We start from the raw sequence: 12952 nt of genomic DNA on the forward strand, positions 1-12952 counted from the left end.
ATAATTAAATCAAGTAGTCCTTTTAAAGTTCCAAGATTTTAATTAAACCTAGTTTAGGAGTGAAAAAAATGAAAATAAATAATGTTTCTATTAATAAGGTTATAAACATTTATGATAATAAGAAACAAAAAATAGAAAGTAAAATATCTAAAGAAAATAAGGATAAAATAGAAATTTCTAATTTAGGAAAAAAGTTAAGTAGTTTAAACTGTGATATTCTTCAAAAGAATTCGGATAAAAGGGTTGAAGAAATAAGAAAAGAAGTACAACAAGGTACTTATAATAGAGATTCCAAGCTTATAGCAAAAAAATTAATAGATGTAATAAGAAATAGGGATATTTAAAGCAAGGAGAGTTTTTAGTATATGAAAAAAAAGTTAAAAGATATTTTTATAAGAGAACTAGAAGCTTTAAATAGGTTATTAGAAACTTTAGAAGAACAGCATAAATACATTGTAAAAAATGAAGTTTTTAAGTTAGAAAAGATAAAAAGTAAAATAGAAGAAATGAATAAAGGTGTAGCTCTAAGTGAAATGGAAAGAAGAAAATTAACAGGAGAAGAAAGTGTTAATGAAATAGTTTCTAGATATGAAGATGAAGAGCTTAGCATGCTATATAGAGATATTAAGAAAGTCTTAAATGAACTTAAGCTTCAAAAAGAAACAAATGAAGTATTAATAAAACAAGAATTAGGATTTACAACTCAGATGTTAAATTTATTAAATCCAAAGAGCGGTACTCCTAAAACTTATAATGCTTACGGAAAGGTCAAAAGGTGATAATATGTCAGATTTAATGTCTATTTTTGGTATATCAAAAAGAGGAATGTTTGCAGAACAAAAAGCTTTAGGTGTAACTTCTCATAATATTGCTAATGCCAATACAGAAGGATATTCAAGGCAAAGAGTACAGAGAGAAACTACAAAACCATTTTATACGCCATCAATGAATAGTGCTATAGGACCAGGTCAAATGGGAACTGGGGTAGAAATAACTGCAATTGATAGGGTAAGAGACAAATTTCTTGATTTTCAAGTTCGTAGAGAAACTTCAACTTTAGGAAGATTCTCAGCACGTGATAAATATTTAGGTGAAGTTGAAAGTATTTTTAATGAACCAACAGAATATGGACTTTCAACAGAAATAAGTAAATTTTATGAAGCATGGTATAGTTTATCTAAACAACCAGAGAGTTCTAATACAAGAACGGTAGTAGCACAACAATCAGATGCATTAGCAAAGGAATTACGTCATACTTATTCTCAATTGGAAGAAGTTAAAAATAATGTTCATGATGAAATTAAACAACATATCTTTGATACTAACGAGAGATTAGATAAATTAAATGATTTAAATCAACAAATAATGCAAGTAACTATAACAAAACAACGTCCTAATGATTTAATGGATAAAAGAGATCTTATTTTAGATAAATTAAGTAGTGTATTAAACATTGACAGAGAAGAAAAAGAATTTAATGCTTATGATGTAAAGCCTCAAAATACAGAAAGTTATTCAGGAATAGCAGGAAATGAACTTTTAGTAAGAAAAGACCCTAATGCAGCAGTAAGTAGATTTTCTTACATTAATAACATTGAAGAAAAGGGAACAACACTTGAAATATCTTACTTAAAGCTAGGAGATTCTAATAAAGTAGGGCAAAAAATAACCATAACAGGATTAACTAAAGATAACATTAAAGAAGTAAAAAGACATATTGATGAAGGTAGAGTAGTATGGGCTGATAAAACAGGAAAGGCTTATTCAGAATCAAAAACTATAGGTTTTGCAAATTTTAATCAATTAGATAAAGAATTAGGCTTGTTTAATCCAAATGCAGGAGAATTAAAAGGATTAATGACTGTTCAAGAAGATGTAGATAAATATCAAGAACAATTAAATAAATTAGCCAAAGGTTTTGCAATGTCTGTAAATACTGTCCATAGTGGCAACCAAAATTTTGTTCGTGATGATAAAGGAAGTGCTACTGGATTTAATAAACCATTTTTTGTTAATGGTACAGTTGATATTAAAAAACCTATATCTATATATGATAAAGATCCGATTACTGGCAAGTTAGTATTAAATAATAATTATACAGAGAATCTAGAAAAAGAAATTACAGCTGAAAATATTGAAATTAACAAAGAATTATTAGATGATGTAATGAAGATAAAAACAGGAACTAACAATGATGATAGTAAAAATGGAGAATCTGATGGAAACAGGGCATTAGCTATTGCACAACTTCAATATACATTAATGGATTATGGTAGTGTTGTGCTAGGAGAAAAAATGGATAGGAGTACATTTATTAATAAATTAACTGGAAAATTAGTACAAAATTCAGAGTTAAATAATGTATTAACTATTAAAAACAAAGTAGGAACTACTAAAGCTGATTCTTATTTTAAAGATATAGTAGACGAATTAGGTATTCAAAAATCAGAAGCTAAAAAAACAGTTACTAATACAAAAACACTTTTATCAAGTCTGCAAGAAAGTCGAGATTCATCATCAGGTGTATCTTTAGATGAAGAAATGGCAAATTTAGTTCAATTCCAACATGCCTATCAAGCAAATGCTAAAATGATCTCTATAGTAGATCAATTGTTGGATGTAGTAGTAAATGGATTAATTAAATAGAGAAAGGAAATTAATATAATATGAGAATTACAAATAAAATGTTATCAAACAGTTTTTTAAATGATGTAGACGTTAATTTAAATAATTTAAAAACATTACAACAACAATTAACTTCAGGTAAAGAAATAAAACGTCCTTCAGATGATCCTTTTAGAGTAGCAAGAGCTATGCAACTTCATACTGACATAGGAATAAACAAACAATATAATAAAAACATAGAAGATGCTATAAATTTTTTAGATGTAACAGATACCGCATTAGGACAGGTAACCAATGTAGTTCATAGAGTACGTGAATTATTAGTTACATCAGGAAATGGTGCTTATGGAGAAGATGAAAAAAAAGCTATAAGGGATGAAATAAATCAAAAAGTGTCAGAATTAGGACAAATACTTAATTCGAATTTTGATGGAAAGTATATTTTTGCAGGTACAAGAGCAACTACAAAACCTATAACAGTAGAAAATACCGGAAATAAAACTACCTTAGATTTTAATGGAAGAAGTGGTACCAAACTAGCAAATCCAGATGAAGAAAAAATGTTAGAAGAAAAATTAACAGTAGAGATATCACAAGGTGTTGTTTTGGATTATAACATAACTGCAAAAGAATTATTAAGCTTTAAAGATAAAAATGGAAAAGTTGTAGATGTAAGAGATGTTTTAGGTAAGGTAATAGACAATCTTAATAATCCAAAGGCAGGAACAGGCGAATTAAATGTAGATTTAGATAATATAGATAACATTATGGAAAATTTATTGAAATTGCGTTCAGAGGTTGGATCAAAGCAAAACAGAATGGAATCTGCAAGAGATAAAAATAAAGAGCAAAACTTTAATCTAACTAAGATTTTATCTAAAACTGAAGATATAGATGTAAGTGAGAAATATATGGAATATGCTGTAATGCAATCTGTGTATTTAGCATCGCTTCAAACAAGTTCAAAAATATTACAACCTACCTTAATGGATTATTTAAGATAGATAAATAGGAGATAAAAAATGATTTTAAAGACAAAATACCATGGTGATATAAATTATGATGAAAGTGAAATAATCGAATTTCCTAAGGGTGTGTTAGCTTTTGAACATTTAAAAAAGTTCATTAAATTTTCTATAGAAGGAAATGAGATTTTTCAAGTTTTACATTCCATAGAAGATCCAGCCACAGGATTTGTTGTAGCATCTCCTTTCTTTGTGAATAACAATTATGAATTAAGACTTAGTGATAGTACATTAGAAAGATTAAAAATTGATTCCCCAGAAAATGTGTTAGTATTAGGAATTGTAAATGTTAACTCTGATATGAAAAAAACTACTATAAATTTGCGAGCTCCAGTTATAATAAATATAAAAGAGAAATTAGGTGAACAAATAATACTCGGTACAGAAAAGTACAAGATTAAGACACCTATAGTTGGAGAGGAAAAATAATGTTAGTTATAAAAAGAAAATTTGGAGAATCCTTTGTTTTAGGAGAAGATGTTGAAATTACAGTATTAGGTTACGAAAATGGAGCTGTAAAGTTAGGGATAAAAGCTCCAAAAGATATAACAGTTTTAAGAAGTGAATTAATAAAAGAAGTAGAAAATGAAAACGAAAGTGCTATAAATTTTGACTTAGATATGCTTAAAAAATTAAATTTAGAAAAAAAGTAGTGGGAGGAATAATATGGAGATAAACGGTTCGCTATTAAATCCTTTTAACAATCCTACAGAAGATAAAATAAAGAATGTAAATAAAAAAATTGATAAAAGTAATTTTATAGAAAAACAAATATACTGTGAAGAAGATTTAAAAGATGCTAAAGAAATAATGGATAAACTTTTAAAAAAGCATAAATCTCATATAGAATATGAAACCTATGATAAATTTAAATCTGTAACTATTATAAAAATCGTAGATACAGATACAAAGGAAATTATAAAAGAAATTCCTCCAAAAAAACTTTTGGATATGGTAGCAAAAATGTGTGAAATGGTAGGAATTATGATTGATGAAAAAGTTTAGGGAAGTGTAGTATATGGAACTTAGGCTTAATAAAATCGATCCGGAGTTAAGGCGAGAAATAAATGAAAAAACTAAATCAGATAAAGTTCATACAAAAGATGAAATATCTATAAGTAATGATTTGAAAAAAGAAAACAAAAATAAGTTTTATTATTTTAATGAAAAAAATAATAAAAGAGTTTTAGTAGATGGAGAACAAGAATTAGAAGATGTTCCAAAAGAAATTCATAAAGGTTTACTTATAGATAAAAGAACTTAAGAATTAAAATTTATGTTTAAGAAAATAGGAGGTTCTATAATGGCCTTTGGTGGTAATGCTTATAATGTATATAAAAATAATAGTGTAAATTATGCATCTAAGGAACAATTATTATTAATGTTACTAGACGGTGCAGTGAAATTTTCTAAAATGGCAAAACAAGGTATATTAGATAAAGATATAATGAAAGCTCATACTAATATAGTTAAAACAGAAGATATTTTTATAGAACTTATGGCCACATTAGATTTAAATCTTGGTGGTGAATGGGCTAAAAATGTATATAATATATATCAATTTATAGTTGATAATTTAGCTAAGGCAAATATGAAGAAAGATATAAAGATCTTAGATGAAACCATAATACTTATAGAAGATATAAGAAATACTTGGAATGAGGCATATAAAAGAAGTAAAATAGCTGAATAGGGGGAAAGGTTATGAGAGTTACAGGACTTGCAACTGGTATGGATGTAGATAAAATGGTATCAGATATGATGAAACCGTATAAAATGAAAGTAGATAAAGTAAAACAGCAAAGAGAATTGATTAAATGGAAGCAAGATGCAGTTAGAGATATCATAAAAGATGTTAATAAATTAAAATATACTTATCTTGATGGAAAAGGTGGAGAAAAAAATATTTTAAGTTTAAAATCAGGAGATATTTTAACTACAGAAACTCAAAGTGGTACAGCAGCTGAAATTAAGGTAGTGAAAGGTACAGCACAAGAGGGAAAGTATACAGTTAATGTAATCGAAAAAGCTACAACTTCTAAAGTAATATTAGATATGGATAAAAATTATAGTATTACTGGCAGTAAATCTGTAGATATTAATATAGATAGTAAAAAAGTGACTATAGATTTTACAGGAAAAAATGTTGATGAAGTAGTAAGAAATATTAATAGTAGCATAAAAAATAATAAAGACTTACAAGGAAAATTAGTAGCTAGATTTTCAGAAATAGAAGGTGGATTAGTATTTCAAACTAAAGAAACCGGTGTTAAGACATCACTTGATGTAACAGGAGCTGGATTTACTCAAAAATTAAAGGAATCTGGAAAAGATGCACGATTTACAGTAGAAAATCCAGATGGAAAAGTATCTAAAGAACTAACATCTTCAGAAAATAAATATGAAATTGATGGATTAAAAATAACCTTATTAGATGCGGGAAAAACAAGTGTTAATGTAAAAAAAGATACAGAAGCTGTGTATAAGAAATTTAAAGAATTTGTTGATGACTATAATAAATTAGTAGATAAAATTTATACAAAGACTTGTGAAAAGAAACAATTTAAATATCAACCACTAACAGAAGAACAAAAAAAAGAAATGAAAAAAGAAGACATTGAACGCTGGGAAGAAAAAGCTCATCAAGGTGTATTAAGAGATGATTCAGACCTAAGAAATATGTTAAATGATCTAAGAAAATGTTTCTTTGGAAATGATCCGAAGGCTGGACATTATGCTACGGTTGAGGGTTGTAATGTTAATTTTGACAATAAATTAGGTATAAATTTGACTAATGATTATACAAAACCAGGTCAAATAGTTTTGGATGAAGATAAATTTAAAAAGAATTTAGAAGAAAATCCAGAAGAAGTAATTAAGTTGTTTACTAAAAAAAGCGATACATTATATACACCACCTAATAAAAGAGATTCAGCGGGAAAGGTAGATATAAATAACAGAAAAAATAGATCAGATAGATTTAATAGTCAAGGGATACTAGAAAGAATTAATGATGTATTTCTAGATTATACAAGAACAATTAGATATGGTGCTAAAACTAAAGGTTCATTGATTGAAAAAGCTGGTATGAAGGATGAGTATGGTAGCTTTAACGAATTTAATAATATAATTTCAAAACAAATGCAAGAAAAAGATGAACTAATTAAAAGATTAAACACTAGAAATGATAAAAGAGAAAATGAGTTATATATTAGATTCTCTAAATTAGAAAAAATGATGAATTCCTATAATGCACAATCAAGTTGGTTAGCTGCACAATTTGGTGGAGGAAAATAATAATATATGCCTAAATTAGAACAAATACTAAGATATTTTATAGAAGTTACTAAAAATTCTATAAGAGCATTAGAACAAGGTGATTTAGAAAATGCAGAATTGCATATAAAAAAAAGAGAAGAAATCATTGAAGAGCTAAAGTTATTAGAGTATACCAAAGGTGAATTTCAAAAGATAGTAAGTAACTTAGAGTTAGTGCAGTTAGATAAAAAATTAGAAAACTTATTAAAAGAAAATATAGGAGATGTAAAAGAGCAATTAAGAGAGTTTAATGCATCTAAAGAAGCGCGTAATAATTATAATAAGTTTGCAGGAAGAACTCCAACTTTTATAAATCAAAAAATTTAGTAATATATCTAAAGTTTAAAATAAAAGAAACGATAATAAATAAGTAATATCGTTTCATAATTAAAATTAAAAAAATATCTAAAGTTTACAAAAATAGAGACGATTATATAAATGTAAGTTTGAGGTCAAAATAAGCTTAAAAAAATAATAAAAAAGTTTTTATCAGGTATAAAGTTTAAAAAACTTATACCGATAATATAAAAGTAATTAAAAATAAAAAGCACATGGATGTGCAAGAAAATTCAGGGAGGAATTTTAAAATGATAATCAATCACAATTTAAATGCAATGAACGCTCACAGAATGATGGGTTCAAACATTGGCGCAGCTGGAAAAGCTATGGAGAAATTATCTTCAGGTTTAAGAATTAACAGAGCTGGAGATGACGCTGCAGGATTAGCTATCTCAGAAAAAATGAGAGGCCAAATCAGAGGATTAAACCAAGCTTCAAGAAATGCTCAAGATGGTATTTCTTTAATCCAAACAGCTGAAGGTGCTTTAAACGAAACTCATGAAATCCTTCAAAGAATGAGACAATTAGCAGTTCAATCAGCTAACGATACAAACGTAACAAAAGATAGAGAAAATATACAAAAAGAAGTTTCACAATTACAATCAGAATTAACTAGAATAGCTTCTCAAACAGAATTTAATACTAAGAAATTATTAAATGGATCTGCTAAAGATGTTACTTTCCAAATTGGTGCTAACAAAGATCAAACTATAAAAGTTACAATAGCAAGTATGGGAGCTAAAGGATTAGCAGTTTCTAACATTACATTAGCAACAAAAGCTGCTAAATGTTCAGAGGCAATAGCAACTTTAGATTCAGCTATAAACACAGTTTCAGGACAAAGAGCAGATTTAGGAGCAGTTCAAAACAGATTAGAACATACAATCAATTCTGATAACAATGCATCTGAAAACTTACAAGCAGCAGAATCAAGAGTAAGAGACGTTGATATGGCTAAAGAAATGATGGAATTCTCTAAGAAGAATATCCTTCAACAAGCAGCTCAAGCTATGCTTGCTCAAGCTAACCAACAACCACAAGGAGTACTTCAATTATTAAGATAGTTTTAATAATTAATGTATATATTAAGAGAGTCGGGGAAAATCCTTGGCTCTTTTTGCTTAAGAAAAAATAATTAGTATCGATAATAAAATTGTGTAAAGGAAAGAGGTGTTTAGAATGATAGTAAATTATGATTTTGATATAGAAGAAAGTAAAGATGGATTAAAAATATTAAAAATACATAAAAATGATAAAAAAATATATATAGGTAGCAAGTATAGAATGAAAGAATGTATAGATAAAATTTTAAAGGAAGATTATAAGGGGGAAGATGGTTTTACATTTATAATTTTTGGAACACCAATGGAGGAATATATTAAAGGTATTTGCAAGAATCATAAGAATATAAAAGTAATAATTTTTGAACCTAATATCAATTTAATAGAATATATAAAAAACAATTATGAAGAATATAAGTTTTTACAAGAAGAAAATATATATTTATTAAATGCTAAAAATGAAGAAGAAGTATATTTGAGCTTGAAAAAATTGATACAAGAATTTGATCTTACTAAGATAATTTATAAATCTTTTTTAAATTATGATAAAATATATGAACAACAAATGTATAAATTTAACAAAGTAGTAAAAAATGCCATTAACGATATTGCAATAAAGCGAAATACTCAAATGTATTTTTATAAAAGATGGTTTGAAACATTGACAAAAAATTTAAAATATATGATAGGAGCAACACCTATAAACTTATTAGAAGATAAGTACAAAAATACACCAGCCATTATTGTGTCTGCAGGTCCATCGCTTAATAAAAATATAGATGATTTACATAACATAAACAAAGATATTTTGATTTTTTCTGGAGGAAGAACTTTAAGATCTTTAGTCGAAAAAAATATAGAGCCTAGCCTTATAGGGGTAGTTGATCCAGGAGAAATTTCATATAAATTAGTGGAGAATTATATAGAAAAAACAAAATCTCCATTATTATTTTATGAAGGAACAAATGAAAAAGTTGTTGAAGCTCATAAAGGGCAAAAAATTATTTTCACTCAAAATTCTATGATGCATAATGTATTCGGAATGGAAATAGAAGATATAGGGATTGGAGGATCAATTGCTCATGACCTTACAGCTACTGCAAAATATTTAGGGTGTAATCCTATAATTTTTATAGGACAAGATTTAGCCTATACAGGAGAAAAATATCATGCAGATATTGCCATTAATCAATTTAAAAAGGTTGATGAAAATAGTGTAGCTAATGATGAAGAAAATATATATGTTGAAGACATAAATGGACATAAAGTTAAAACTAGTAAAGTTTTAGATAATTTCAGAAGAGAAATGGAAATTTTTATTGAAAGTAATAAGGATACTACTTTTATAAATGCAACAGAAGGTGGAGCTAAGATAAAAGGAACTGTTCAGATGACACTTAAAGATGCCATTAGTAAATATAAATTAAACTCTAAGATTAGTTTTATGCAAAATATAGAGCAAGTAGATGGAAATAAAATCAAGAATAATACTATTAAAATATTAAATGAGATAATAGAATCAGATCAGGAAATAATTAAACAAGGTACTAAGGCTTTAGATGTTATAAAAGATTTAAATATTTGTTTAAGGACTGGTGAAAAGTCGAAAATAAATAAATGTCTTAAGAGTTTAAATAATATAGATGATGAAATAAGAGAATATTATGAGAAATTAGATATTTTAAGAAGTATAATATATCCTACTATTTATAATATTTTAAGTGGAAAAAAACCTAAAACTCATAAAGAAATTATAGAGAATAATAAGTTCCTTTACAAATCTATACTAGATGTATCAAAAGAGGTATTAGAGCCTATAAAAAATGTTAAAAATGAAATTGAAACGATGGAGATTAAGTATGATTAAGGTTGAAGAGAGTAGGAGTGGATTATATACAATAAAATATAATAATAAATATATTCATAGTAGATATGATCCTATTAAAGAATGTAAAGTTTTAATTGATAAATATGAACATTTACTTCAAGATACTGCAGTAGTTGTTTATGGTTTGGGCTTAGGATATCATGTGGAAGAGATCTTGAGAAGAAATCCTATGGCTAAGATCTATGTTTTTGAAGGAAACAAGGAGATAATAAAAATATGTCAAAATATAAATAAAAAGATATTTCACATGAAAAATGTAAAAATAGTCTCTATTTCACATGAAAATTTTTACAATTTATTTATTAAAAAGATTGAAGAGGTGCAAGAGATTATAATTCACAAACCTTCGTTAGAAATAATAAAAGATAGTAATTCTAAATTATATAGGGTTATTAATAATTATATAGTATCAATAGAATCTGTAGATCAAAGTGGACTTTTAAAATGTAACTATATTCAAAATTTGCAAAGTGATTATAAAGATATAGAGATTTTAATAGATCAGTTTAACAAAAATAATAAAAAGTTTATTATTACATCTGCTGGACCATCTTTAGATGGCGAATTGGATTTATTAAGTAAAAATAGGGATAAATTTATAATTATTGCTGTAGGTACATCCCTTAATGCTTTAATGCATAATAATGTAAAACCAGATGTAATTGTTATTATAGATGGAAAAGAAGCAGTGGCAAAACAGTTACAAGGTTTTGAAAATGAAAGAATTCCACTATGTTTTTTATCCACGGCATCTAGATGGGCCGTTGCAAATTATAATGGACCTAAGTATATATTCTTTAATAGTAAAGATGAGGATAATATAGTAATAGAAACTGGAAAAACAGTAGCTGTTGCAGCAATTAGTATTGCACTACACTGTAAGGCAAAAGAGATAGTTTTATTAGGTCAAGATTTAGCTTTTTTAAATGGTAAATCTCATACTAATACTTATGAAAGAATATATGGATCTAAAGATAATCCTATTATAAATAAATATAATAAATTAGTTAAAGGTGTAGATGGTACAATGCTAGAAACAACTAAAGGATATATTTATTTTAAAGAACAGATAGAAAGACTTATTGAGTTAAATGAAAATGTGAAATTTATTAACTGTAGTAAGGGGGCCTTTATAAAAGGAGCCAAACATATGGGGTTTAAACAATACATCTCTAAATATAAAAGTTAGTCGTAAGAAAATTACGACTAACTTTTATATTTAGAGATGACATAAAGAAATAATAAGTAATTACGATAATTAAAATAAAAGAATTAAACTTCGGAGGAATATTTATGAATGAGCAAATACAAGCATTAATGACAGCAAATGATTATCTATATAATTTAGAAAATGGAATAAATCAATTAGTAGAAGCATTTCAGCAAGAAGATAATAATAAAGGATGTTCAATAATACCACTTGTGGCAGATGGAATTAAATGGATTGTTGATATTGTAAACTTGACAAGAGAAAGTCAACCTAATTTTATTGATATATCTATGATTGATGAAAAGTTGGATGAAGTTGTAGAGGCTATAGAAAATGAAGATTATATTTTAGTTGGAGATTTATTCAATTATGAAATTTTACTAATTATAGAAAACATTCATAAAGAAATAAAAAAAATAATTGCAAATTAACTTGAGTAAAGAGGGATAATATGAGTTTTTTTAAAGATAAGGGTATTCTTATAATAGGGGGTACAGGAACCATTGGAAAAGGTCTTGTAAAGGAACTTATAAATCATAAGCCTAAGGTTATAAGAATATTTAGCAGGGATGAGTATAAACAATTTATAATGGAACATTCAGCAATTATTCAAAAGAATAATGAAAAATTTAGATTTTTAATTGGAGATGTGAGAGACTTTGAAAGAGTTGATAGGGCTATGGAAGGGATAGATATAGTATTTAACTTAGCGGCCATGAAACATGTTCCATCTTGTGAGTATAATCCAGATGAAGCTATAAAAACTAATGTAGATGGTATGCAAAATGTTATAAAGTCTGCAATGAAGAATAATGTTGAATGTGTTTTATTTACATCATCAGATAAAGCTATAAGTCCAACTAATACGTATGGTGCTACAAAAATGCTTGCAGAAAAGTTGGTACAATCTGCAAATTTTAGTAAGGGAAAGGCTAAAACTAAATTTATTGCCGTGAGATTTGGAAATGTAATGGGATCAAGAGGATCGGTTATACCATTATTTAAAAAACAAATATTAGAAAATAAAAAAATAACGGTTACAGATCCAAGTATGAGTAGATTTATGATGAGTTTATCACAGGCGGTAAAACTAATGATAAAATCCTGTGAAATATCTGTTGGAGGAGAAGTATTCGTTCTTAAAATGCCTGTAATAAATCTTAAAGATTTAGCTGAAGTTGTAGTAGAAAAAGTTTGTGAAAAGAATAAATTAAATCAACAACATATTAAGATAGAAGTTATCGGGTGTAGAGCAGGAGAAAGAGTATATGAAGAACTTATGACGGAAGAAGAATCCAAATATGCCAAAGATTTAGGTGAAATGTATGCCGTACTTTCTTCTATATATATGAATGAATATACAAATGCCTATACAAATTATGAAAATTGTATAGTAGGAAATTATTCATCGCATAATATGCAACCTATAAGTAGGGAAAAAGTTAATTCATTATTTATAACCGAGCAATTGTTATAGAATAAAAGA

The 12952-nt window shown here is 26.9% G+C and carries 16 protein-coding genes; all 16 read left to right on the plus strand.

All coding sequences use genetic code 11. The annotated features are described in order from the left end of the window. Window positions 1-68 precede the first annotated feature (68 nt). The 16 genes from QOZ93_RS04800 to QOZ93_RS04875 all read left to right on the plus strand — a co-directional run bounded on the left by QOZ93_RS04800 (window position 69) and on the right by QOZ93_RS04875 (window position 12943). Complete coding sequence (locus tag QOZ93_RS04800; RefSeq protein WP_307355315.1) at window positions 69-344, plus strand: flagellar biosynthesis anti-sigma factor FlgM; 276 nt, start codon at window positions 69-71, stop codon at window positions 342-344. A 21-nt stretch (window positions 345-365) separates the two neighbouring features. Next, window positions 366-779, plus strand: a complete 414-nt coding sequence (locus QOZ93_RS04805) for a flagellar protein FlgN (RefSeq protein ID WP_307355317.1) — start codon at window positions 366-368, stop codon at window positions 777-779. After that, window positions 754-2646, plus strand: a complete 1893-nt coding sequence (gene flgK / locus QOZ93_RS04810) for a flagellar hook-associated protein FlgK (RefSeq protein ID WP_307355318.1) — start codon at window positions 754-756, stop codon at window positions 2644-2646. The genes QOZ93_RS04805 and flgK overlap by 26 nt, the downstream gene beginning before the upstream one ends. Before the next feature lie 20 nt (window positions 2647-2666). Then, on the plus strand, window positions 2667-3629 hold the full coding sequence (flgL, locus tag QOZ93_RS04815; protein WP_307355319.1) for a flagellar hook-associated protein FlgL: 963 nt from the start codon (window positions 2667-2669) through the stop codon (window positions 3627-3629). A gap of 18 nt (window positions 3630-3647) precedes the next feature. Beyond that, window positions 3648-4079 carry a flagellar assembly protein FliW gene (gene fliW, locus QOZ93_RS04820; RefSeq protein WP_307355320.1) on the plus strand — a complete coding sequence of 144 codons (432 nt, stop codon included), beginning with the start codon at window positions 3648-3650 and terminating at the stop codon, window positions 4077-4079. Beyond that, a complete protein-coding gene (locus tag QOZ93_RS04825) occupies window positions 4079-4303 on the plus strand; it encodes a carbon storage regulator (protein WP_307355321.1) in 225 nt (74 codons plus the stop codon). The genes fliW and QOZ93_RS04825 overlap by 1 nt, the downstream gene beginning before the upstream one ends. Before the next feature lie 13 nt (window positions 4304-4316). Further along, window positions 4317-4655: a flagellar protein FlaG gene (locus tag QOZ93_RS04830; RefSeq protein WP_307355322.1), complete on the plus strand. Its 339-nt coding sequence runs from the start codon at window positions 4317-4319 to the stop codon at window positions 4653-4655. Between the two features lie 13 nt (window positions 4656-4668). Continuing rightward, the gene (locus tag QOZ93_RS04835) at window positions 4669-4914 is read left to right on the plus strand and encodes a hypothetical protein (RefSeq protein ID WP_307355323.1); all 246 of its coding nucleotides are present in this window, start codon (window positions 4669-4671) and stop codon (window positions 4912-4914) included. A 39-nt stretch (window positions 4915-4953) separates the two neighbouring features. After that, window positions 4954-5343, plus strand: coding sequence for a flagellar export chaperone FliS (fliS, locus tag QOZ93_RS04840; protein WP_307355324.1), 390 nt, complete (start codon window positions 4954-4956; stop codon window positions 5341-5343). 11 nt (window positions 5344-5354) lie between these two features. Next, window positions 5355-6947, plus strand: coding sequence for a flagellar filament capping protein FliD (fliD, locus tag QOZ93_RS04845; RefSeq protein ID WP_307355325.1), 1593 nt, complete (start codon window positions 5355-5357; stop codon window positions 6945-6947). 6 nt (window positions 6948-6953) lie between these two features. Further along, window positions 6954-7295 (plus strand): flagellar protein FliT, encoded by a 342-nt coding sequence (fliT, locus tag QOZ93_RS04850; RefSeq protein WP_307355326.1) that lies wholly within the window; start codon window positions 6954-6956, stop codon window positions 7293-7295. Between the two features lie 260 nt (window positions 7296-7555). Next, window positions 7556-8371, plus strand: a complete 816-nt coding sequence (locus QOZ93_RS04855; protein ID WP_307355327.1) for a flagellin N-terminal helical domain-containing protein — start codon at window positions 7556-7558, stop codon at window positions 8369-8371. 115 nt (window positions 8372-8486) lie between these two features. Beyond that, a complete protein-coding gene (locus QOZ93_RS04860; RefSeq protein WP_307355328.1) occupies window positions 8487-10235 on the plus strand; it encodes a motility associated factor glycosyltransferase family protein in 1749 nt (582 codons plus the stop codon). Continuing rightward, a complete protein-coding gene (locus QOZ93_RS04865) occupies window positions 10228-11445 on the plus strand; it encodes a motility associated factor glycosyltransferase family protein (protein ID WP_307355329.1) in 1218 nt (405 codons plus the stop codon). The genes QOZ93_RS04860 and QOZ93_RS04865 overlap by 8 nt, the downstream gene beginning before the upstream one ends. Before the next feature lie 104 nt (window positions 11446-11549). Beyond that, window positions 11550-11897 carry a DUF8042 domain-containing protein gene (locus QOZ93_RS04870; RefSeq protein ID WP_307355330.1) on the plus strand — a complete coding sequence of 116 codons (348 nt, stop codon included), beginning with the start codon at window positions 11550-11552 and terminating at the stop codon, window positions 11895-11897. A 20-nt stretch (window positions 11898-11917) separates the two neighbouring features. Then, complete coding sequence (locus QOZ93_RS04875) at window positions 11918-12943, plus strand: SDR family NAD(P)-dependent oxidoreductase (RefSeq protein ID WP_307355331.1); 1026 nt, start codon at window positions 11918-11920, stop codon at window positions 12941-12943. Window positions 12944-12952 lie beyond the last annotated feature (9 nt).

The sequence above is a fragment of the Hathewaya limosa genome, from assembly GCF_030815255.1.
Classification (GTDB): Bacteria; Bacillota; Clostridia; order Clostridiales; family Clostridiaceae; genus Hathewaya; species Hathewaya limosa.